Source organism: Bacillus sp. ZY-1-1 (assembly GCF_003047165.1).
Classification (GTDB): Bacteria; Bacillota; Bacilli; order Bacillales; family Bacillaceae; genus Bacillus; species Bacillus velezensis.
Map to the genome: position 1 here is coordinate 370733 of NZ_CP027061.1, position 21038 is coordinate 391770.

Sequence of the window (21038 nt, forward strand, 5' to 3'; positions counted from 1 at the left end):
GTTGGTATCCTAGAGATGGAGAAAAAGCGATCTGTTGTTTTACATATGACAGGTTTTTATGGTCATGCTATAGGTGGAAAGCTTTTTTCGAGAAGAAGCAAATCAGGCTACATAAGGAGGACTTTCGACATGCCTTTAGTTTCAATGACGGAAATGTTGAATACAGCTAAAGAAAAAGGATATGCTGTTGGACAATTTAACTTAAATAACCTTGAGTTCACTCAAGCTATTTTACAAGCAGCAGAAGAGGAAAAATCCCCGGTTATTCTTGGTGTTTCAGAAGGCGCGGGACGCTACATGGGCGGCTTCAAAACAGTGGTTGCCATGGTTAAAGCTCTTATGGAAGAATACAAAGTGACAGTTCCTGTCGCGATTCACTTAGACCACGGTTCAAGCTTTGAATCTTGTGCGAAAGCGATTCATGCAGGTTTCACTTCTGTAATGATCGACGCATCTCACCATCCGTTTGAGGAAAACGTAGCAACTACAGCTAAAGTGGTTGAGCTTGCTCATTTCCACGGCGTTTCAGTTGAAGCTGAGCTTGGAACTGTAGGCGGACAGGAAGATGACGTGATCGCTGAAGGCGTAATCTATGCTGACCCTAAAGAGTGTCAAGAACTTGTAGAGCGCACTGGCATCGACTGCCTTGCACCTGCACTGGGTTCTGTTCACGGCCCTTACAAAGGCGAACCGAACCTCGGTTTCAAAGAAATGGAAGATATCGGCAAATCAACCGGCCTTCCGTTAGTACTTCACGGCGGTACAGGAATTCCGACTGCCGACATTAAAAAATCAATCTCACTTGGTACGGCTAAAATCAACGTAAACACTGAAAACCAAATTTCTTCTGCAAAAGCTGTCCGCGAAACATTGGCAGCTAAGCCGAACGAATACGATCCTCGTAAATATCTTGGACCTGCTCGTGAAGCGATCAAAGAAACGGTTATCGGCAAAATGCGTGAGTTCGGTTCTTCAAACCAAGCTTAATCCAATGTAACATCCATAAACCGCCTGACAGCATTGACAGGCGGTTTTATGTCTTACCTTTAGAAAGCGCAATCATGTTTTACAGTTCTGAAAATTTATTACTGGGGAGGCTTTCCTTATGTTATTTTTCATTGATACAGCAAACATTGACGAGATTAAAGAAGCTTATGAACTTGGCGTTCTTGCCGGAGTTACGACAAACCCTAGTTTAGTGGCGAAAGAAGCTGACGTGTCTTTCCATGACAGACTTCGTGAGATTACGGAAGTCGTGAGCGGATCAGTAAGCGCGGAAGTCATTTCCCTGAATGCTGAAGAAATGATTGAAGAAGGTAAAGAACTTGCGAAAATCGCGCCGAATATTACGGTGAAAATCCCGATGACGTCTGAAGGGTTAAAAGCCGTAAAAGCGCTGAGCGACCTGAACATTAAAACAAACGTAACGCTCATTTTCAGCGCCAACCAGGCGCTTTTGGCGGCAAGAGCCGGGGCGACTTATGTATCTCCGTTCTTAGGCCGTCTGGATGACATCGGCCATAACGGTCTTGAACTGATTTCAGAAATAAGACAGATTTTTGACATTCATGACATTGATACTCAAATCATCGCAGCTTCCATCCGTCATGCGCAGCACGTGACTGAAGCCGCTTTACGCGGTGCGCATATCGGTACGATGCCGCTGAAAGTCATTCACCAGCTGACGAAACATCCGTTAACGGATAAAGGCATCGAGCAATTCTTGGCTGACTGGAATAAATAAGGGGCGAAAAGGGCGGCAAACCGGTTGCATCCGTTTGCCGCACCCTTATGTTTTCCTGTTTGGCAGCGGGCCTTCAGTATCAAAGTGAAGAGTGTGTTTCCCCGGAATATGAACCCGGCGGGCCTCTGTGCATCCTGTGTTAAAAATGCCCCGCAAAGCTTCGCTATTTTCTTCCTGTTATTTTATAATGTCCTTGTATTCTTTCTCTTCGAATTGGCTACATTTTGGACAAGAGCTTTATTTGCAGAGACAGAATAAAATGCCATTTTATTTACGCTCCGCAGCTATCTTCTTATGGAAGGAGACTATCATGGAAAAGTTGAATATTGCCGGCGGCGATCCGTTAAACGGAACCGTACATATCAGCGGTGCGAAAAACAGCGCCGTCGCATTGATACCCGCAACCATTCTGGCAAATTCCGAAGTAACGATCGAAGGGCTTCCGGAGATCTCAGATATTGAAACGCTGCGTGACCTGCTGAAAGAAATCGGCGGAAACGTCCATTTTGAAAAAGGAGAAATGGTCGTTGACCCTTCCCCGATGATCAGCATGCCGCTTCCCAACGGCAAAGTGAAAAAACTCCGCGCTTCCTATTACTTAATGGGCGCGATGCTCGGCCGCTTCAAACAGGCGGTCATCGGACTGCCGGGCGGATGCCATCTCGGTCCGCGGCCGATTGACCAGCATATCAAAGGGTTTGAGGCGCTTGGAGCGGAAGTCACCAATGAACAAGGCGCGATTTATCTGCGCGCCGAAAGGCTGAGAGGCGCACGGATTTATTTAGATGTCGTCAGCGTCGGAGCGACGATTAATATCATGCTTGCCGCTGTACTGGCTGAAGGTAAAACCGTGATAGAAAACGCCGCCAAGGAACCTGAGATTATTGATGTTGCAACATTGCTCACCAGCATGGGCGCAAAGATCAAAGGTGCGGGAACCAATGTAATCAGAATCGACGGCGTAAAAGAGCTGCACGGATGCAGGCATACGATCATTCCGGACAGAATTGAGGCGGGCACCTTTATGATCGCCGGCGCCGCGATGGGGAAAGAAGTCATTATTGATAATGTTATACCGACTCACCTGGAGTCTTTAACGGCGAAGCTCAGGGAAATGGGTTTTTACATTGAGGCGAGTGACGATCAGCTTCTTATGCTCGGCGGGCAGAAGCAGATAAAACCGGTCGACGTGAAAACGCTTGTTTACCCGGGATTCCCGACTGATCTTCAGCAGCCGATGACATCTCTGTTAACGAGAGCCAGCGGCACGAGCGTCGTAACCGACACCATCTACTCGGCCCGATTTAAACATATAGATGAGCTGAGACGGATGGGGGCCAATATGAAAGTGGAAGGCAGGTCGGCCATTATCACCGGTCCGGCCGAGCTTCAGGGCGCAAAAGTAAAGGCGAGCGATCTGCGTGCAGGCGCTTGTCTGGTCGTCGCCGGGCTCATGGCTGACGGCGTAACCGAAATTACCGGTCTTGAACATTTAGACCGCGGCTACAGCAATCTTGAGAAAAAACTCGAAGGTCTGGGCGCCACAATCTGGCGGCAAAGGCTGACGGACGAAGAGATAGAACAGCTCCAAAATTCATAGAAATGCGGACTTTTGAGAGGAGATCGTGTTGAAATGGAAAGAAGCTTATCGATGGAATTGGTTCGAGTCACTGAAGCGGCGGCTTTAGCATCTGCCAGATGGATGGGCCGCGGGAAAAAAGATGAAGCTGATGATGCGGCGACAAGCGCAATGCGTGACGTGTTTGACACGGTGCCGATGAAAGGCACGGTCGTGATCGGGGAAGGCGAGATGGATGAAGCGCCGATGCTTTACATCGGCGAAAAGCTTGGAAACGGATACGGCCCGCGCGTCGATGTCGCCGTCGATCCTCTTGAAGGCACAAACATCGTAGCGAGCGGCGGCTGGAATGCGCTGACGGTGATCGCGGTCGCCGACCATGGAACATTGCTGAACGCCCCGGATATGTATATGGAAAAAATCGCGGTCGGTCCCGAAGCGGTAGGCTGCATCGATATCGAAGCGCCTGTCATTGATAACTTAAAAGCCGTTGCGAAAGCGAAAAACAAAGACATTGAAGATGTCGTGGCAACCATTTTAAATCGTGACAGACACGAAAAAATCATCTCTGAATTGCGTGAGGCGGGCGCCAGAATCAAACTGATCAACGACGGCGATGTCGCGGGCGCCATCAATACGGCCTTTGACCATACGGGAGTAGACATTCTCTTCGGTTCAGGCGGGGCTCCTGAAGGCGTGCTGTCTGCCGTTGCGTTAAAAGCGCTCGGCGGCGAAATCATCGGCAGGCTTCTGCCACAAAGTGCGGAAGAGCAGGCCCGCTGTGAGCGAATGGGCCTTGATGTATCCAAAGTGCTCCGGATGGAGGACCTTGTGAGAGGGGATGACGCCATTTTTGCCGCAACGGGCGTCACGGACGGAGAGCTGCTGAAAGGCGTTCAGTTCAAAGGCTCCGTCGGCACGACTGAAAGCCTGGTCATCCGGGCGAAATCAGGAACGGTCCGATTCGTTGACGGAAGACACAGCCTGAAGAAAAAACCAAATCTTGTGATCCGGCCATAAATAGAGAAAAGCGGGACGGAAAGTCCCGCTTTTCTTTTGCAAAAAAGAGTCAACCCTATCATTTATATGTCAAAGCATTATTTAAGTTGAATAATTTTTTGAAATGAGGTAAAAATAAAGAGTGCTGCGATTTTTCTGTGTCATTCCTTCTTTTGAGTACTGGGAAATTTTCAAATTCTACCGCATACAGACGATATAAATATTGATCTTCTCAAGTTTTTGTCCTCGCTTCCTTCAAAACTCATTAAGACATTCCTTTTTTAAAAAAGCGCCGATCATGGGTGGAAGTGTTACCGATAGAAGTTCCTGAACGTTTTATAAAAGAATGTGCTTTGGCGGAATCATGCGAAGCAGCCGATTTGAATGAAAACAGCAATACATTGACTATGAAAAGCGTGGTGTTTTTATGAAAGACGTATCTATTTCCTCTTTGGAAAATATGAAATTAAAAGAACTATATGAACTGGCCAGACATTATAAAATCTCCTACTACAGCAAACTGACTAAAAAAGAATTAATCTTTGCCATCCTGAAAGCCAACGCCGAGCAGGAGGATCTTCTGTTTATGGAAGGCGTGCTCGAAATCATCCAATCGGAAGGATTCGGCTTCCTCAGACCGATTAATTACTCGCCAAGCTCAGAAGACATCTACATTTCTGCTTCCCAGATCCGCCGCTTTGATTTAAGAAACGGTGACAAAGTATCCGGCAAGGTGCGTCCGCCGAAAGAAAACGAACGCTATTACGGACTTTTGCACGTTGAAGCGGTAAATGGAGACGATCCGGAATCTGCGAAAGAGCGCGTTCATTTTCCCGCGCTGACTCCGCTTTATCCGGACCGCCAAATGGTGCTTGAGACGAAACCGAATTATCTCTCAACAAGAATTCTCGATATGATGGCTCCCGTCGGTTTCGGCCAGCGCGGTCTGATCGTGGCGCCGCCGAAAGCCGGTAAAACCATGCTGTTAAAAGAAATCGCTAACAGCATTACGACAAATCAGCCTGACGCTGAATTGATCGTTCTCTTAATTGATGAAAGACCGGAAGAAGTAACGGATATTGAACGTTCCGTAGCGGGCGATGTCGTCAGCTCGACGTTCGATGAAGTGCCGGAAAATCACATTAAGGTAGCGGAGCTTGTGCTTGAACGGGCGATGCGTCTCGTTGAACACAAAAAAGACGTTATCATTCTGATGGACAGCATTACCCGCCTGGCACGGGCCTACAACCTCGTTATCCCGCCAAGCGGACGTACGCTTTCCGGCGGGATTGACCCGGCTGCGTTCCATCGTCCGAAGCGCTTTTTCGGTGCCGCGAGAAACATTGAAGAGGGCGGCAGCCTGACCATTTTGGCGACGGCGCTCGTAGACACGGGCTCCCGGATGGATGACGTCATCTATGAAGAGTTTAAAGGAACGGGCAACATGGAGCTTCACCTTGACCGTTCTCTTGCGGAAAGACGGATTTTCCCGGCGATCGATATCCGCCGCTCCGGCACGCGGAAGGAAGAGCTGCTCGTGCCGAAAGAGCATCTTGACCGTCTATGGGCGATCCGCAAATCGATGTCTGATTCTCCGGACTTCGCAGAGAAGTTTATGAGAAAAATGAAAAAAACAAAAACGAATCAGGAATTCTTCGATCTGATCAACCAAGAATGGAAGCAGGCAAACCTTTCATCATCAGCCCGCCGCTGATAAAAAATGTATTTGCAAATGCAGTAAATGACTGATATAATTCTCTCATATGCGTTCCGGATTCGCTCCGGAATAATAACTCTGTTTCCACACGGGATTCAGGGCGGAAGGAGATGGATACAATGAAAGCAGGAATTCATCCTAATTTCAAAAAAGCAACAGTTAAATGCGCTTGCGGAAATGAATTTGAAACAGGCTCAGTAAAAGAAGAGGTACGCGTTGAGATTTGCTCTGAATGCCACCCATTCTACACTGGACGTCAAAAATTCGCTTCTGCTGATGGTCGTGTTGATCGCTTTAACAAAAAATACGGTCTTAAGTAATAATAGATTTTACAGGCAGGCAAGAATTGCTTCTTGCCTGTTTTTTATGTCCATAAACAGGAAAAAAAGGGGAGCGGATAGCCTATGTACATAATGAAGCAAAGCGGATGGCTTGAGCTGATATGCGGCAGCATGTTCTCTGGGAAATCAGAAGAGCTGATCCGCAGAGTGAAAAGAGCGACATATGCGAAGCAGGAGGTCAAGGTGTTCAAACCTGCCATTGATAATCGCTACAGTGAGGAGGCCGTCGTTTCTCACAACGGCACATCCATGACAAGCCACGTCATCTCGTCTTCGGCTGAAATATGGGATCATATCAGTGAAAGCACGGACGTCATCGCGGTAGATGAAGTGCAGTTTTTCGGCGAATCGATCATCGGCGACTTATCCTTGCTTGCGGATAAAGGCTATCGTGTCATCGCGGCCGGACTTGATATGGATTTCCGGGGAGAGCCGTTCGGTGTGGTGCCGAATCTGATGGCGGTTGCCGAATCAGTGACGAAGCTGCAGGCGGTCTGCTCCGTTTGCGGGTCGCCGGCAAGCCGTACGCAGCGTTTGATTGACGGGAAGCCCGCTTCCTATGATGATCCGGTCATTTTAGTCGGCGCGTCGGAGTCATACGAAGCGAGATGCAGACATCACCACGAAGTGCCGAAAAAACAGACTGATAAATAACCCTTTTCATGAAAACATCGGTAAAAAATCCGGTGTTTTTTTGACGGTTTTTCAAAAATTGTAGTTAATTAACTTAAAAAAGAGTATGAAAAAATTAAGTAATTTTCATCTCTTGAATTTTCATTTTTACAGGCATAAAATGACTAAGTAATGTAAATAGTTATGAGACATTGTTCGAATAATTGTCAAAAAAAGATATAGCAGATCGCGATCACACTAGCCAAAATGGGTAATTACTTAACTTTGTTAACTATTTGAAGAAAGAAGGAGATTTTCTTGAATAATATTAAAGTAACGAAGGAAGGCAACTTAGAAACTACTTTAAGAGGAAAAGAAGTTCTATCTATCCCTACTTTAAATAAAGGTGTTGCGTTTTCAGCAGAAGAAAGAAAAAGCCTTGGATTAGACGGGCTGCTTCCTCCGACCATTCTGTCTCTTGATGAGCAGGCAAAACGCGCATACGAGCAGTTTCAAGCTCAGCCGGACCGCCTTCGCCAAAACGTGTATTTGAATGATTTGCAAAACCGTAACGAAGTTCTTTTCTTTAAATTGCTTCAAAACCATCTTCGTGAAATGCTACCGGTTGTTTACACACCGACTGTCGGTGAAGCGATTCAAGAATACAGCCATGAGTACAGAAGACCTCAAGGGATTTACCTTTCTATCGACAATGTAGAAGGAATCGAAGAGGCATTTGAAAACCTTCATGCCACTGCCGGAGATATTGATCTGATCGTTGCGACAGACTCAGAAAGCATCCTCGGAATCGGTGACTGGGGTGTAGGCGGTATCAACATCGCCATCGGTAAATTAGCCGTATACACAGCTGCTGCCGGTATTGACCCAAGCCGTGTTATTCCTGTCGTTCTTGACGTCGGTACGAACAATGAAAAACTTCTGAACGATCCTTTATACATCGGTAACCGCCATGAACGTATCCAAGGCGAACGTTATGAAGCTTTCATTGACGCTTATGTAAAAGCTGCGCTTAAATATTTCCCTAAAGCTCTTCTTCACTGGGAAGACCTTGGAAACAAAAACGCGCGCAATATCATGAAGAAATACAATCATGAAATTCTTACATTCAACGATGACATTCAAGGAACAGGCGCGATTACGCTTGCAGGTGTGCTTGCGGCTATGAAGAAAACAGGCGCGTCTATTAAAGACCAGCGTGTGGTTGTCTTCGGTGCGGGATCTGCCGGAATCGGAATCGCTGACCAAATCCGCGACACTATGGTGCTTGCCGGTCTTTCTGAAGAAGAAGCCAACAAAGCGTTCTACACAATGGACTACAGAGGCTTGTTAATTGAAGGTATGGAAAACATTCTTGATTTCCAAGAGCCGTACCTGCGCACAGCTGAAGAAATTAAAGATTGGAAACGCGATGAAAACGGACAAATTCCTTTCATTGAAGTGATCCGTCAAGCGAAACCGACAATCTTAATCGGTACATCAGGCCAAAGCGGCGCGTTCAGTGAAGAAATCGTCAAAGAAATGGCAAAACACGTTGAGCGTCCGGTCATCATGCCGATGTCTAACCCGACACCGCTTGCTGAAGCCGTTCCTAGCGATCTATTCAAATGGACTGACGGCAAAGTGCTTGTGGCGACAGGAAGCCCGTTTGACAATGTAGAGTACAATGGCGTTTCTCATGAAATCGGACAATCTAACAACGCATTCGCGTTCCCTGGACTTGGTCTCGGTTCAATCGTTGTAGAAGCGAAAGTGATTACTCCTGCAATGTTTGCGGCAACTGCTGACGCAATCGCAGAAAGCGTTGATTTTGAAACACCGGGTGCAGGCCTTCTGCCGAGCATGAGCGACTTACAAGAAGTTTCAATTAAAGTTGCGATCGCCGTAGCGGAAACTGCCATTAAAGAAGGCGTGGCAAACCGCATTCCTGAGAATGTAGAACAAGCCGTTCTTGATGCAATGTGGAAACCGCAATATAAACAAGTTATCGCTAAATAATTTTTACGATTAATTTTACAGTCCGAGGGAAAGCTTTTATGTAAAGGCTAAAGTATACGGACATTAAGGATTTGGAGGAGAATATTTTGAGCTTCTTAGATATTTTAATCCTCCTGGCGCCGATCTTTTTCGTGATCGTGCTGGGATGGTTCGCAGGTCGCTTCGGAAGTTATGACGCGAAGTCAGCAAAAGGGGTAAGCACCTTAGTTACGAAGTACGCGCTTCCGGCGCATTTTATCGCAAGTATTTTAACCACTTCAAGAAGTGCGTTTTTATCACAGGTTCCTTTAATGATCGCTTTGATCATTGGGATTGTCGGATTCTTTATCGTCATTTTGTTGGTTTGCAAATTTATCTTCAAGTATGATTTAACGAATTCATCTGTATTTTCTTTAAACTCTGCACAGCCGACATTTGCATTTATGGGTATTCCGGTACTCGGAAGCTTATTCGGAGCAAACGAAGTAGCGATTCCTATCGCCGTTACGGGTATCGTGGTTAACGCCATCCTTGACCCGCTTGCGATCATTATCGCTACAGTCGGTGAGTCATCTAAGAAACAAGACAGCGAAAACGAGAACTTCTGGAAAATGACTGGTAAGTCTATTCTTCACGGTCTTTCCGAACCGCTTGCGGCTGCACCGCTTATCAGTATCATCCTGGTACTCTGCGGTGTAACACTCCCTGGCTTGGGTGAAAAAATGCTTGATCAGCTCGGAAGCACAACATCAGGTGTTGCACTCTTTGCCGTCGGTGTAACTGTCGGTATCCGCAACATCAAGCTCAGTCTGCCGGCTTTCGGTATCGCTTTGTTAAAAGTTGCCGTTCAGCCTGCGCTGATGTACTTGATCGCTCTTGCAGTCGGACTTCCGGCTGACCAGATCACTAAAGCGGTATTGCTCGTCGCATTCCCTGGATCTGCGGTAGCGGCGATGATTGCCACACGTTTCGAAAAACAAGAGGAAGAAACTGCGTCCGCGTTCGTGATCAGTGCGATTTTATCTCTTATCTCACTGCCGATCATCATTGCGCTGACTGCATAATGAAAAGCTCCCTGTTTCAGGGAGCTTTTTTGATTAGAATTGAAATTTAAAAGGCGAAAATCTCGTTTTTTTTCTGGGTTTCTTATGTTCTGAAGAAGCGGCTGTTTCTGAGAGGGGAGCTGTCTGGGCAAGTTCCTGGATGCGGGAGGCCAATGTCTGCAATTCGGTATTGAGGTCGTCAATTTCCCGTCTGTGCTGAAGAAGCTGATAAGACACCCCTTCATCCGCCTTTTGTTTCAGCTGGCGTTCAAGCTCCTCTATCCTTGAAAGCAGATGGTTCTCATCCTGTTTCTCTTTCGTGAGAATGTCCAGTTTACGCTCCAGCTCTGCCAACCTTTGTTCAGCGCCGCCATTGATTTTCGGACGCTGCAAAATGAAGCCCGTCCGTTTTTTCGGCTGCCGGGGCACTTGAACGTCCAGAAGGGCAGTGCCTTCAGAAATTTGCCGTTTGACCGATTTCAGCACATCAAGATCCTCAGGTGTAAAGGAATAATGTCCGAGCTCATTCCGTTCAGCCGGAAGATTCAGCTGCTTGACCCACCTTTGCACCGTTTTTGCGGAGACGCCGAGCTCTTTCGCGGCCATGTTTGTATTCATGATCACATACCTCCTTTTTGCTAGGTATTCGACCATGAGGCGGCGTTCCCTTCATGTTAGACAAAACAAGAAGGAATTCGCCAAAGAAAGCGGCATTTCTTCAAAAAACGTTACGCTTCATACAATTCAAGCGGAAGCTTGTCGGGATCGAAGAAAAAGGTAAACCGTTTCCCCGTCAGCGGATCGGTTCTGATCGGTTCTGTGCCGACGCCCTTTTCCTTTAACTCCCTGACGGCTGCTTCAAGATCGTTTACGGTGAAGGCGAGATGCCTGAGACCCGCGGCTTCCGGTCTGGTCGGCCGTTCGGGCGGATCGGGAAAGGAAAACAATTCAATCGCATACGCGCCGTCCAGCGCCAGATCGAGTTTATAAGATTCCCGTTCCTTTCGGTATGTTTCTTTTATAATGCCAAAACCGAGTATCTCGGTGTAAAAAGCTTTCGACTTTTCATAATCAGAGCATATGATTGCTATATGGTGGATGGATTTCAGCATATCCGCCCCTCCTTTTTTGCTTCAGTATAACAGAGGCGAATTGCTTTTGACTGGTGATAAGCCCTATACTATAATGAGAATGTTACGCACAGGAAAACAGAGGTGAAGACCGTGTTAGACCGTTTACAGTCAATTGAACAACGATACGAAAAATTAAATGAGCTTTTAAGTGATCCGGAAGTGGTCAACGATCCGAAAAAGCTTAGAGAATATTCGAAAGAGCAATCTGATATACAAGAAACCGTTGAAGTCTATAGACAATACAGAGACGCATCAGAACAGCTTGCCGATGCGAAAGCGATGCTTGAGGAAAAGCTTGATGCCGATATGAGAGAAATGGTGAAGGAAGAAATCTCCGAACTGCAGGGAGAGACGGAAACCTTATCAGAGCGTTTGAAAGTGCTCCTCATCCCGAAAGACCCGAACGATGACAAAAACGTAATCATGGAGATCCGCGGAGCAGCGGGAGGAGAAGAAGCCGCGCTGTTTGCGGGAAATCTCTACAGAATGTACTCCCGTTACGCTGAAATCCAAGGCTGGAAGACTGAAGTCATGGAAGCAAACGTGACCGGAACGGGCGGTTACAAAGAAATCATCTTTATGATTACGGGAAAAGGCGCATACTCCAAGCTGAAGTATGAAAATGGCGCGCACCGCGTACAGCGTGTGCCGGAAACGGAATCAGGCGGCCGTATTCATACATCCACGGCGACGGTGGCGTGTCTTCCTGAAGCGGAAGAAGTAGAAGTGGACATCCACGAAAAAGACATCCGCGTCGATACATTCGCATCAAGCGGACCGGGCGGACAAAGCGTAAATACGACGATGTCGGCCGTACGCCTGACGCATTTACCGACCGGTGTCGTCGTATCCTGTCAGGATGAAAAATCTCAGATTAAAAATAAAGAAAAAGCGATGAAGGTGCTCCGCGCCAGAATCTATGACAAATTCCAGCAGGAAGCTCAGGCTGAATATGATCAGACCCGTAAATCAGCCGTCGGATCAGGCGACCGTTCCGAGCGTATCCGCACATACAATTTCCCGCAAAACCGTGTGACGGATCACCGTATCGGCCTGACGATTCAAAAGCTGGATCAAATCCTGGAAGGCAAGCTTGATGAAGTGGTTGAAGCGTTAATCGTAGAAGACCAGTCAAGCAAGCTCCAGCAGGCGGAAAATTAAGATGAAGACCGTTTTTGAAGCCCTAAGCTGGGCTTCTTCTTATTTAACCGAAGCGGGAAGAGAAAAAAACGCGGCCGAGCTGCTGCTGTTAAATGATACCGGAATGGATCGGAGCAAGCTTCTCGCAAGTCTGCAGGAGCCCGTCGGCGAGGACGAGCTTTACCGATTCAGACGGCATGTGGAAATGCATAAAGAAGGCGTTCCGATTCAATATATTATCGGGAAAGAACAGTTTTACGGCAGGGAATTCTTTGTGAATGACGATGTTCTCATTCCGCGTCCGGAAACGGAAGAAGTCGTCTTTCATCTGCTGGACAGACAGAAGCGGGTGTTTTCTGAGGGAGAACGCCTGAACGTCATTGATATCGGTACGGGGAGCGGAGCCATTGCGGTGACGCTCGCGCTTGAATGCGGACATTTTTCAGTATCGGCTTCGGACATTTCAAAAGAAGCGCTTCAGGTGGCGGAAAGAAATGCGCAAAACCTTGGAGCGGACGTCCGCTTTTTGCAGGGAGATCTGTTAACTCCTTTTATTTCATCAGGAATAAAAGCGGATATTATTGTTTCCAATCCGCCGTATATTTCTGAAGAAGAAATGGCGGATTTGTCGGATATCGTCCGTTTCCATGAGCCGCTTCATGCTCTTACGGACGGCGGTGACGGTTTGAAATTCTACAAGCGGTTTATGGAGGAGCTGCCTCTTGTCATGAAAGATAAAGCGCTTGTCGTCTTTGAAATCGGATATAATCAGGGAAAAGCCGTGAAAGACCTGTTCCGTCATTCCTTTCCGAATGCGGAAGTGGAAGTCGTACAGGACATCAACGGAAAAGACAGAACCGTATCCGCGGTCATCACATCATGAAAAAAGCCCGCCGGTGACGCACACGGCGGGCTTTTGTTACAATGGAAAGAAAATGAAAGGGGCATCCGCCTTGAAAAAAGCGTTCGCCTTCGGATGTATACTCGCCGCCGCAGCTTATGCGGCTGGATTTGTCCTGCCGTTTGGCTTTGACATCATTTTCGGCGCCGTTACGGCTGTTCTTATCGTCGCAGCGGTCATCGTTTCCGGGCTGGCCGTAAGCGGAGCGGAGCAGCGGGCCAATTATCATTCTGAAACAGAAGAAGGACGGCGCGCCCGTTTAAAGATGGCCGCCGTTTTCTTTTGCGCCGCTCTCCCTTCAGCCGGCTGTCTGCTGATTACGCTTCTGTAGCCGGATTTTGTCTTTGCAGCAATACGGAATCCCATACCCAATAGACGACGGCTGTTAAAACCGCAAAGATATAAAAGGCTGAATTAGAAAACAGAGATTGGCCTGACGGCTGCAAAAGACCGAAGATGATCCCGTTTGCAATGAACGACACCCCCAAATAATAAAGAAAATACAGCGGATGAAATCTCTTCGGCTTTTTATTCAGAAAGTATTGAAGCGGCAGCGCAAAAATCAAATAAGGAAACAAAAAATAAAACGCCATCGAAATGAAAGCCGCGATAATGAATTGATGAACATACAAAATAGAATAAATGACAGACATACATGCCGCCGACAGCAGCACGGTGTAATTATATTTCATCTGAAAACCTCCTATCAAAATAATATCGTACCATATTTTGAATCTGTCAATGCAGATTATCAGCTTGCTAGATTTTTTTCTTCCCGCCGGTTTAAACCTTTTCCGTCATGTCCATAATGGGACTAGATAAAAAAAAGCACGGAGAGGAACGGTGGGGACCGATGAAACAGACAATGATGATCTGCATATATATTTTTCTTTTATTATCAGGAGCGCTTGCGGGTTTGACAAAAGAAGAAACGGCGCGGGCATCAGCCGATGAGCCCGTCGTCATACCGGATGAAGCGATCCGGCTCAGAATTTTGGCCAACAGTGATAACGATGAAGATCAAAAGCTCAAGCGCCAGATCAGAGATGCTGTAAACAAGCAAATCACAGACTGGGTGAAAGATATCACTTCCATTGAAGAAGCGCGGCGGCTCATTCGTTCGAAGCTTCCTGAAATTAAAGAAATCGCCAAACAAACGATGAAAGAAAAGGGTGCGCATCAATCCGTTTCAGTTCAATTCAATAAAATCTCGTTTCCGACAAAGCTGTACGGCAATATGGTCTATCCGGCCGGAAAATATGAAGCCATTTTAATTACACTCGGCAATGGCGAGGGCGCCAACTGGTGGTGCGTCTTGTTTCCGCCGCTGTGCTTCCTTGATTTCTCAAACGGCGAAGCGGTGAAAGATCAGGAAGACGGCGGACAGAAGCAGGAAGAAACGCAGAAACAGACAGAAAAAGTGCTGGATGACGTAAAAGCAAAGGCTGATAAAGCGAAGAAAGAAAATAAAGATGACGATGATACCGAAGTGAAGTTTTTCCTCGTCGATTGGATTTCAGATCTATTTTCCTGAAGCAAAAGGCATAAATCCGGATTCGATTCATAGATTGGAAGAAAGAGTTGATCGAAACGGAGGGAAATATATGTTTTATCAGCTGAGAGTGGCAAGAGATCAAGATACGGAGGCGCTGGAGGCCTTTTTGAAAAAGTCTGATACGGCACATGCGGAAATCGATCAGCAGATCAGCCGGTTTATCGTGCTGGAAGACAGCGAAAAAAAGATTGCCGCCTGTCTCGGGATCGAAAAATTCAGCGGCGGAAAAGGACTTCTCCGTTCACTCGTCATGTCGGACAGGCTGAATCAAAGCCATATCGTTACACTGTTTCAAAGTATGGATGTGCTGTGCAAAAAACATGAGATTCAAGATGTCTACTTAGTCGCCAATCAGCCCTCATCTGCTGAGTTTCTGAATGTGATGGGATTTGAAGCGTGCGCCGATGCGCCTGATGAACTGTATACGTCCGAACATTTCCGCAACTCGTTATGCACAGAAGGTTCGTTTTTAATGGTGAAAACCTCTGCCTGATCTAACTTATACACAAGGTTATCCACTTATTAAAAAGTGTTGTCCACAGTTTGTGGATAACGCTTGTTTTATTAAAGGACATCTTTTATACTTTCAAAAGGAATACACGAGAGAAAATAAAGTTTTACCGCTTTAAAATAAGGAGTTTGGTTATACATGAAAACAAGAAGATGGTTTGTGGATTGTTCCGCAGAATTATCCACAACCGATCCCCAAATTACACAAGCCGCGGAATTGCTCCGGCAGAATGAGGTTGTGGCTTTTCCGACAGAAACCGTTTACGGACTGGGCGCTAACGCTGAAAATACGGAAGCCGTAACGAAAATATATGAGGCGAAAGGAAGGCCGAGCGATAACCCGCTGATTGTGCATATATCCCATATCAGCCAGCTTGATCGTTTTATCAGCCATATTCCTGAGACGGCGAAAAAGCTTATGGAGCTATTCTGGCCGGGGGCGCTGACCCTTGTCCTGCCGTGTAAGCCCGGTGTGCTGTCACCCCGTGTCACCGCGGGACTTGAGACGGTAGCGGTCAGAATGCCTGATCATCCGGCAGCATTAGCCCTCATCAGCTCGGCCGGACTGCCGATCGCCGCGCCGAGCGCCAATTTATCAGGAAAACCGAGCCCGACGAAGGCCGAGCATGTAGCTCATGATTTAAACGGCCGTATTGCCGGTATTGTGGACGGCGGCGCGACGGGAATCGGAGTGGAATCAACCGTTCTGTCCTGTACGGGGAAACAGCCCGTGCTGCTTCGTCCGGGCGGCGTGACAAAAGAGCAGATTGAATCCGCCGCCGGTCCGGTTCTTGTGGATAAAGGGCTGACCGAAGAAGATGAGGTTCCTATTTCTCCCGGTATGAAATATACACATTACGCGCCTTCTGCGCCGATGGCTATTGCCGACGGCGGCGCCCGGAGAATTCAAGAACTGGCAGACGCATATAAAAGCCGGGGAAAACGAATCGGCATTTTGACAACTGAAGAGAACGCCGATAGTTACCAGGCTGATTATATCAAGGTCTGCGGCAGACGCGCCGACCTTGAAACAGTGGCGTCCGCCTTATACGATGCGCTCCGCAGCTTTGATGAAGCGGAAGTGGATATGATTATTTCTGAGTCCTTTCCGGATACCGGAGTGGGGCTCGCCGTTATGAACAGGCTGATGAAAGCCGCAGGCGGCACCGTTATCCATTAACTTGTTCTACCCCTTATCGGACATGCATAAGCTAAACAAGCGGGCACGTCCAAGGGGGTTTTTATTCATGTCGAATCTATTCATCGGGGAACTTGTCTCCTTAAGCATCATGGCATTTGCTTTGGGGACGGATGCCTTTTCCGTCGGGCTCGGAATGGGAATGATTCAGCTGAAGAAAAAACAGATTTTTCATATAGGGGTTGTCATCGGGCTGTTTCATGTCATGATGCCGCTTGTGGGAATGGCGGCCGGGCATCTGCTGTCCGGTTTTCTGGGGATGCTCGCCGTTTACATCGGCGGATCTCTTCTTTTCATTTTAGGGGTGCAGATGATGATCGCCGCGTTTAAACAGTCAGACGGGCCGCTCATATCTCCGGCAGGCTCGGGACTGTTGCTGTTTGCGGTCGGTGTCAGTCTGGACAGCTTTTCTGTCGGGCTCAGTCTCGGGATGAACGGCTCCAATCCGTTTCTGGCCGTTACGCTGTTCGGGGTCTTCAGCACCGTTTTAACATGGGCGGGCCTTTTGGCGGGAAGAAAGGTGCAGTCATGGCTCGGCTCCTACAGCGAAGCGCTTGGCGGAGCCATTTTGATCGGATTCGGGCTGAAACTGCTTTTACCGATATAAGATACGTAAAAAAAGAAACGAAGATGCCGTTTCTTTTTTCTTCATTTATAATAGGCAGTAAGAGGTGACGGACATGAAAATAATCTTTGTTTGTACAGGCAATACGTGCCGCAGTCCCATGGCTGAGGCTCTTTTTAAATCCATAGCAGAAACGAAAGGGCTGGATGTCAGCGTAAGCTCGGCCGGCGTATTCGCGTCTCCGCACGGAAAAGCGTCGGCTCATGCCGTAGAAGCGCTGTTTGAAAAACGGATCGCCCTCAATCACAGTTCATCTCCCTTATCGGAAGAACATATCGAGACGGCCGATCTGGTGCTGGCGATGACCGAACAGCATAAACAGCTGATTGAAGGCCGATATCAAAACAGTCAGGGCAAAGTCTTTACCATTAAAGAATACGTAACGGGGGAAAACGGCGATATCTCTGACCCTTTCGGCGGTCCGCTTGATGTTTATAAACAGACGCGGGACGAACTGGAGGAGCTGCTAACCCTTTTGGCTGATCAATTGCTTGACGGGAAAAGCAAGTAATCTGTCAGAAAATCTGCAAACAGGTCATTTGCAAAACGAATGTGAAAGAGTAGAATGAAATCAACGGATTTCGTAATAAAAAGGACAAGCACACTGGGCTGTCTTCGCCCAGCCACACCTAGGAGGTAAATGAATGAAAGTAGCTATTGCGTCAGATCACGGCGGCGTCCATATCCGCGAAGAAATAAAAAGTCTTTTGGATGAATTGCAGATTGAATACATTGATATGGGCTGTGAATGCGGCGCCGGCTCTGTCGATTATTCAGACTACGCTTTTCCGGTAGCGGAAAAAGTGGTGAACGGCGAAGCTGACAGGGGAATTTTAATTTGCGGCACAGGCATCGGCATGAGCATCTCCGCAAATAAGGTAAAGGGCATACGCTGTGCGCTTGCCCATGACACCTTCAGCGCAAAAGCGACGCGTGAACACAATGACACGAATGTTCTTGCGATGGGCGAACGCGTCATCGGCCCGGGGCTGGCGCGCGAAATCGCAAAAGTCTGGCTGACGACTGAATTTACGGGCGGCCGCCACGAACGGCGGATCGGCAAAATCGCAGATTACGAAGAAAAAAATCTGTAAGAGGTGCTGGACAATGGAAGAGATGAAGCAAAAATGGACGGACATGCTGACTGAGTTTCAAGAGCAGGCAGGACTGACGGACGGCAGTCTGCTGGTGATCGGGTGCAGTACAAGTGAAGCCGCCGGAAGCCGGATCGGCACCGCCGGAAGCGGGGATTGGGCTGAATTGATATACGGCGGACTTAACCGGTTTAAGGAAAAAACGGGTGTGCATCTTGCTTTTCAATGCTGCGAGCATTTAAACAGGGCGCTTGTCATTGAAGCGGAAACGGCCGAGCGGTTCAGGCTCCCCATTGTTTCAGCCGTCCCCGTCCCGAAAGCGGGCGGAGCGATGGCCTCTTATGCATACCGGCAGATGCGTTCTCCAGTGCTCGCTGAATCGATTCAGGCTGACGCCGGGATTGACATTGGTGATACGTTCATCGGCATGCATCTGAAACCCGTTGTCGTCCCTGTCCGGATATCGAGCCGTGAGCTTGGAGAAGCACATGTGACGATGGCCCGGACAAGACCGAAGCTGATAGGCGGAATTCGCGCCGTTTATGAATGCGAATGATGAAAATACTTTTCCTCTATAATGTTCGTGTTTTCTAATTAAATTTCGTGATTTTTTTAAATAAGCTGTTACATTCACCTGAAAAACCATGTACAATAAGGTGGTAAAAATAAAGAACAGGAAACGGATAGGAGAGGATCTCGCTGATGAAACATTTACCTGTACAAGATAAACAAGTGTTTAACGCCATCAAAGATGAGCGTAAGCGTCAACAGACTAAGATCGAATTAATTGCTTCTGAAAACTTCGTGACGGAAGCGGTAATGGAAGCACAAGGCTCTGTTTTAACAAACAAATATGCTGAAGGCTACCCCGGCAAACGCTACTACGGCGGCTGTGAGCATGTTGATGTCGTTGAGGACATCGCCCGCGACCGCGCGAAAGAGATTTTCGGAGCTGAGCATGTAAACGTTCAGCCGCACTCAGGCGCTCAGGCGAACATGGCTGTTTACTTCACGATTTTAGAGCACGGCGACACGGTGCTCGGGATGAACCTCTCCCACGGCGGCCACTTAACACACGGAAGCCCGGTTAATTTCAGCGGCGTTCAATACAACTTTGTAGAATACGGTGTCGATAAAGACACGCAATATATAGATTATGAAGATGTGCGTGAAAAAGCGCTGGCGCATAAGCCGAAACTCATCGTTGCCGGAGCGAGCGCATACCCCCGCACGATCGACTTTAAAAAATTCCGTGAAATCGCTGATGAAGTCGGCGCTTACTTCATGGTAGACATGGCGCATATCGCGGGTCTTGTCGCAGCCGGCCTTCATCCGAATCCGGTTCCTTACGCTGACTTTGTAACGACAACGACTCACAAAACACTTCGCGGACCCCGCGGAGGAATGATCCTTTGCCGTGAAGAGTTCGGCAAGAAGATTGATAAATCCATTTTCCCGGGAATCCAAGGCGGACCGCTTATGCATGTTATCGCGGCAAAAGCCGTTTCTTTCGGAGAAGTGCTTGAAGATGATTTCAAAACATATGCGCAAAACGTCATCTCGAACGCGAAGCGCCTGGCTGAGTCTCTGAACAAAGAGGGCATTCAGCTCGTATCAGGCGGAACGGATAACCACCTTGTGCTTGTCGACCTCCGTTCTCTCGGACTGACCGGAAAAGTCGCTGAACACGTTCTTGATGAAATCGGCATTACATCTAATAAAAACGCGATCCCTTACGATCCGGAAAAACCGTTCGTCACAAGCGGAATCCGTCTCGGTACGGCGGCTGTGACAAGCCGCGGCTTTGACGGTGACGCGCTTGAAGAAGTCGGCGCCATCATCGGCCTCGCGCTGAAAAATCATGAAGACGAAGCAAAACTTGAAGAAGCGAAAAAGCGCGTATCTGCCTTGACTGAAAAGTTTCCTTTATATAAAGAACTGGACTATTAATAAGGAAGAAACCCGCCGGAACCTTAATCCGGCGGGTTTTTTTATGATTTTCTTGAAACTGTTTGTCTTTTTCTGTAGAATCAATAGAAGTGTGAAAAAGTCACTCGGACAACAAAAAAGGAGCTGAACACAGTATGGGAAAGGTTTACGTATTTGATCATCCTTTAATCCAGCATAAGCTGACATATATTCGGAATGAAAATACAGGCACAAAGGATTTCAGAGACCTTGTGGATGAAGTCGCATCACTGATGGCGTTTGAAATTACACGTGATCTTCCTCTTCAAGAAGTGGAAGTGAAAACACCTGTTCAAACAGCGACATCCAAAGTGATTTCAGGGAAGAAACTCGGTATCGTGCCGATCCTGAGAGCGGGTCTCGGAATGGTTGACGGCATGCTGAAATTAATCCCGGCCGCTAAAGTGGGACATGTCGGATTATACCGTGATCCGGAAACCTTAAAACCGGTGGAATACTATGTCAAGCTTCCTTCTGATGTAGAAGAACGCGAATTTATTGTCGTGGATCCGATGCTTGCTACGGGAGGCTCTGCGGTGGAAGCGATCAACAGCCTGAAAAAGCGCGGCGCGAGAAACATTCGTTTTATGTGTCTTGTAGCGGCTCCGGAAGGCGTGGAAGAGCTGCAGAAACATCATTCTGACGTTGATATTTATATCGCCGCCCTTGATGAAAAACTGAATGAAAAAGGCTATATCGTTCCGGGCCTCGGTGACGCGGGTGACAGACTGTACGGAACCAAATAAATCGGAAAACCTCATTCAGGGGGTTTTCTTTTTTTTATCCAGATTTTAGCTGAATGGGCAGAGTTCATACATTTATAGGTGAATTTGTGAACATTCTGTGTATGCTTCCGGTATAAAAAGTTTTTTAACTTTAAACAG

Annotated in this window: 24 protein-coding genes and 1 pseudogene; 22 read left to right on the forward strand and 3 right to left on the reverse strand. The window is 47.6% G+C overall.

The window, feature by feature from the left end:
• Window positions 1-129 precede the first annotated feature (129 nt).
• The 10 genes and pseudogenes from C5I45_RS01895 (at window position 130) to C5I45_RS01935 (ending at window position 10051) form a co-directional block, all read left to right on the forward strand.
• Window positions 130-987 (forward strand): class II fructose-bisphosphate aldolase, encoded by an 858-nt coding sequence (locus tag C5I45_RS01895; RefSeq protein ID WP_003151102.1) that lies wholly within the window; start codon window positions 130-132, stop codon window positions 985-987.
• Window positions 988-1105: 118 nt separating this feature from the next.
• Entirely contained in the window at window positions 1106-1744 is a 639-nt protein-coding gene (fsa, locus tag C5I45_RS01900; RefSeq protein WP_003151103.1) for a fructose-6-phosphate aldolase, read from the forward strand.
• Window positions 1745-2054: 310 nt separating this feature from the next.
• A complete protein-coding gene (locus C5I45_RS01905; RefSeq protein WP_015387571.1) occupies window positions 2055-3344 on the forward strand; it encodes a UDP-N-acetylglucosamine 1-carboxyvinyltransferase in 1290 nt (429 codons plus the stop codon).
• A gap of 33 nt (window positions 3345-3377) precedes the next feature.
• A complete protein-coding gene (gene glpX, locus C5I45_RS01910) occupies window positions 3378-4343 on the forward strand; it encodes a class II fructose-bisphosphatase (protein WP_003151105.1) in 966 nt (321 codons plus the stop codon).
• A gap of 201 nt (window positions 4344-4544) precedes the next feature.
• Window positions 4545-4753 (forward strand): annotated as a pseudogene (locus C5I45_RS20185) (hypothetical protein).
• Window positions 4750-6036 (forward strand): transcription termination factor Rho, encoded by a 1287-nt coding sequence (gene rho, locus C5I45_RS01915; protein WP_003151107.1) that lies wholly within the window; start codon window positions 4750-4752, stop codon window positions 6034-6036. The pseudogene C5I45_RS20185 and the gene rho overlap by 4 nt, the downstream one beginning before the upstream one ends.
• Before the next feature lie 122 nt (window positions 6037-6158).
• Window positions 6159-6359, forward strand: a complete 201-nt coding sequence (gene rpmE / locus C5I45_RS01920) for a 50S ribosomal protein L31 (protein ID WP_003151132.1) — start codon at window positions 6159-6161, stop codon at window positions 6357-6359.
• 84 nt (window positions 6360-6443) lie between these two features.
• Complete coding sequence (locus tag C5I45_RS01925; protein WP_014306007.1) at window positions 6444-7034, forward strand: thymidine kinase; 591 nt, start codon at window positions 6444-6446, stop codon at window positions 7032-7034.
• A 276-nt stretch (window positions 7035-7310) separates the two neighbouring features.
• A complete protein-coding gene (gene malS, locus C5I45_RS01930) occupies window positions 7311-9008 on the forward strand; it encodes an oxaloacetate-decarboxylating malate dehydrogenase (protein WP_003151135.1) in 1698 nt (565 codons plus the stop codon).
• Between the two features lie 86 nt (window positions 9009-9094).
• The gene (locus C5I45_RS01935; protein ID WP_003151136.1) at window positions 9095-10051 is read left to right on the forward strand and encodes an AEC family transporter; all 957 of its coding nucleotides are present in this window, start codon (window positions 9095-9097) and stop codon (window positions 10049-10051) included.
• A gap of 33 nt (window positions 10052-10084) precedes the next feature.
• Here the strand turns inward: C5I45_RS01935 and racA are convergent, their stop codons facing one another.
• Together racA and gloA2 are read right to left on the reverse strand one after the other, a co-directional pair.
• Window positions 10085-10648 carry a chromosome-anchoring protein RacA gene (gene racA / locus C5I45_RS01940; protein WP_003151137.1) on the reverse strand — a complete coding sequence of 188 codons (564 nt, stop codon included), beginning with the start codon at window positions 10646-10648 and terminating at the stop codon, window positions 10085-10087.
• A gap of 110 nt (window positions 10649-10758) precedes the next feature.
• On the reverse strand, window positions 10759-11142 hold the full coding sequence (gene gloA2 / locus C5I45_RS01945; protein ID WP_003151138.1) for an SMU1112c/YaeR family gloxylase I-like metalloprotein: 384 nt from the start codon (window positions 11140-11142) through the stop codon (window positions 10759-10761).
• A gap of 111 nt (window positions 11143-11253) precedes the next feature.
• Between gloA2 and prfA the strand changes: the two genes are divergently transcribed.
• The 3 genes from prfA (at window position 11254) to C5I45_RS01960 (ending at window position 13535) form a co-directional block, all read left to right on the forward strand.
• Window positions 11254-12324 (forward strand): peptide chain release factor 1, encoded by a 1071-nt coding sequence (gene prfA, locus C5I45_RS01950; RefSeq protein ID WP_003151139.1) that lies wholly within the window; start codon window positions 11254-11256, stop codon window positions 12322-12324.
• A gap of 1 nt (window position 12325) precedes the next feature.
• Window positions 12326-13186 (forward strand): peptide chain release factor N(5)-glutamine methyltransferase, encoded by an 861-nt coding sequence (prmC, locus tag C5I45_RS01955; protein ID WP_003151141.1) that lies wholly within the window; start codon window positions 12326-12328, stop codon window positions 13184-13186.
• Window positions 13187-13256: 70 nt separating this feature from the next.
• Window positions 13257-13535, forward strand: a complete 279-nt coding sequence (locus C5I45_RS01960; protein ID WP_041481929.1) for a DUF5316 family protein — start codon at window positions 13257-13259, stop codon at window positions 13533-13535.
• Here the strand turns inward: C5I45_RS01960 and C5I45_RS01965 are convergent.
• On the reverse strand, window positions 13522-13896 hold the full coding sequence (locus tag C5I45_RS01965) for a UPF0715 family protein (protein WP_003151143.1): 375 nt from the start codon (window positions 13894-13896) through the stop codon (window positions 13522-13524). The two genes, C5I45_RS01960 and C5I45_RS01965, sit on opposite strands and share 14 nt — an antisense overlap.
• 161 nt (window positions 13897-14057) lie before the next feature.
• Here C5I45_RS01965 and spoIIR point away from each other — a divergent pair, with 161 nt between their 5' ends.
• From spoIIR to upp, 9 genes are all read left to right on the forward strand, one after another.
• Window positions 14058-14738, forward strand: a complete 681-nt coding sequence (spoIIR, locus tag C5I45_RS01970; RefSeq protein ID WP_003151144.1) for a stage II sporulation protein R — start codon at window positions 14058-14060, stop codon at window positions 14736-14738.
• A gap of 70 nt (window positions 14739-14808) precedes the next feature.
• Complete coding sequence (locus C5I45_RS01975; protein WP_003151145.1) at window positions 14809-15252, forward strand: GNAT family N-acetyltransferase; 444 nt, start codon at window positions 14809-14811, stop codon at window positions 15250-15252.
• Between the two features lie 156 nt (window positions 15253-15408).
• Entirely contained in the window at window positions 15409-16449 is a 1041-nt protein-coding gene (locus C5I45_RS01980; RefSeq protein ID WP_003151146.1) for an L-threonylcarbamoyladenylate synthase, read from the forward strand.
• Between the two features lie 67 nt (window positions 16450-16516).
• Window positions 16517-17074 (forward strand): manganese efflux pump MntP, encoded by a 558-nt coding sequence (locus C5I45_RS01985; protein WP_003151147.1) that lies wholly within the window; start codon window positions 16517-16519, stop codon window positions 17072-17074.
• A gap of 73 nt (window positions 17075-17147) precedes the next feature.
• Entirely contained in the window at window positions 17148-17603 is a 456-nt protein-coding gene (locus C5I45_RS01990; RefSeq protein ID WP_003151148.1) for a low molecular weight protein arginine phosphatase, read from the forward strand.
• 133 nt (window positions 17604-17736) lie between these two features.
• Window positions 17737-18186: a ribose 5-phosphate isomerase B gene (gene rpiB, locus C5I45_RS01995; RefSeq protein WP_003151149.1), complete on the forward strand. Its 450-nt coding sequence runs from the start codon at window positions 17737-17739 to the stop codon at window positions 18184-18186.
• A 13-nt stretch (window positions 18187-18199) separates the two neighbouring features.
• Window positions 18200-18742: a TIGR01440 family protein gene (locus C5I45_RS02000; RefSeq protein ID WP_107994199.1), complete on the forward strand. Its 543-nt coding sequence runs from the start codon at window positions 18200-18202 to the stop codon at window positions 18740-18742.
• Window positions 18743-18888: 146 nt separating this feature from the next.
• On the forward strand, window positions 18889-20136 hold the full coding sequence (gene glyA / locus C5I45_RS02005) for a serine hydroxymethyltransferase (protein WP_107994200.1): 1248 nt from the start codon (window positions 18889-18891) through the stop codon (window positions 20134-20136).
• 134 nt (window positions 20137-20270) lie between these two features.
• A complete protein-coding gene (gene upp / locus C5I45_RS02010) occupies window positions 20271-20900 on the forward strand; it encodes a uracil phosphoribosyltransferase (protein ID WP_015387576.1) in 630 nt (209 codons plus the stop codon).
• Window positions 20901-21038 lie beyond the last annotated feature (138 nt).

What these genes read in the sequence shown, in the direction of transcription:
- C5I45_RS01895 (WP_003151102.1), top strand. Translation starts at nt 130, where the DNA reads ATGCCTTTAGTTTCAATGACGGAAATGTTGAATACAGCTAAAGAAAAA.
- fsa (WP_003151103.1), top strand. Translation starts at nt 1,106, where the DNA reads ATGTTATTTTTCATTGATACAGCAAACATTGACGAGATTAAAGAAGCT.
- C5I45_RS01905 (WP_015387571.1), top strand. Translation starts at nt 2,055, where the DNA reads ATGGAAAAGTTGAATATTGCCGGCGGCGATCCGTTAAACGGAACCGTA.
- glpX (WP_003151105.1), top strand. Translation starts at nt 3,378, where the DNA reads ATGGAAAGAAGCTTATCGATGGAATTGGTTCGAGTCACTGAAGCGGCG.
- rho (WP_003151107.1), top strand. Translation starts at nt 4,750, where the DNA reads ATGAAAGACGTATCTATTTCCTCTTTGGAAAATATGAAATTAAAAGAA.
- rpmE (WP_003151132.1), top strand. Translation starts at nt 6,159, where the DNA reads ATGAAAGCAGGAATTCATCCTAATTTCAAAAAAGCAACAGTTAAATGC.
- C5I45_RS01925 (WP_014306007.1), top strand. Translation starts at nt 6,444, where the DNA reads ATGTACATAATGAAGCAAAGCGGATGGCTTGAGCTGATATGCGGCAGC.
- racA (WP_003151137.1), bottom strand. Translation starts at nt 10,648, where the DNA reads ATGAATACAAACATGGCCGCGAAAGAGCTCGGCGTCTCCGCAAAAACG.
- gloA2 (WP_003151138.1), bottom strand. Translation starts at nt 11,142, where the DNA reads ATGCTGAAATCCATCCACCATATAGCAATCATATGCTCTGATTATGAA.
- prmC (WP_003151141.1), top strand. Translation starts at nt 12,326, where the DNA reads ATGAAGACCGTTTTTGAAGCCCTAAGCTGGGCTTCTTCTTATTTAACC.
- C5I45_RS01965 (WP_003151143.1), bottom strand. Translation starts at nt 13,896, where the DNA reads ATGAAATATAATTACACCGTGCTGCTGTCGGCGGCATGTATGTCTGTC.
- spoIIR (WP_003151144.1), top strand. Translation starts at nt 14,058, where the DNA reads ATGAAACAGACAATGATGATCTGCATATATATTTTTCTTTTATTATCA.
- C5I45_RS01975 (WP_003151145.1), top strand. Translation starts at nt 14,809, where the DNA reads ATGTTTTATCAGCTGAGAGTGGCAAGAGATCAAGATACGGAGGCGCTG.
- C5I45_RS01980 (WP_003151146.1), top strand. Translation starts at nt 15,409, where the DNA reads ATGAAAACAAGAAGATGGTTTGTGGATTGTTCCGCAGAATTATCCACA.
- C5I45_RS01985 (WP_003151147.1), top strand. Translation starts at nt 16,517, where the DNA reads ATGTCGAATCTATTCATCGGGGAACTTGTCTCCTTAAGCATCATGGCA.
- C5I45_RS01990 (WP_003151148.1), top strand. Translation starts at nt 17,148, where the DNA reads ATGAAAATAATCTTTGTTTGTACAGGCAATACGTGCCGCAGTCCCATG.
- rpiB (WP_003151149.1), top strand. Translation starts at nt 17,737, where the DNA reads ATGAAAGTAGCTATTGCGTCAGATCACGGCGGCGTCCATATCCGCGAA.
- C5I45_RS02000 (WP_107994199.1), top strand. Translation starts at nt 18,200, where the DNA reads ATGGAAGAGATGAAGCAAAAATGGACGGACATGCTGACTGAGTTTCAA.
- glyA (WP_107994200.1), top strand. Translation starts at nt 18,889, where the DNA reads ATGAAACATTTACCTGTACAAGATAAACAAGTGTTTAACGCCATCAAA.
- upp (WP_015387576.1), top strand. Translation starts at nt 20,271, where the DNA reads ATGGGAAAGGTTTACGTATTTGATCATCCTTTAATCCAGCATAAGCTG.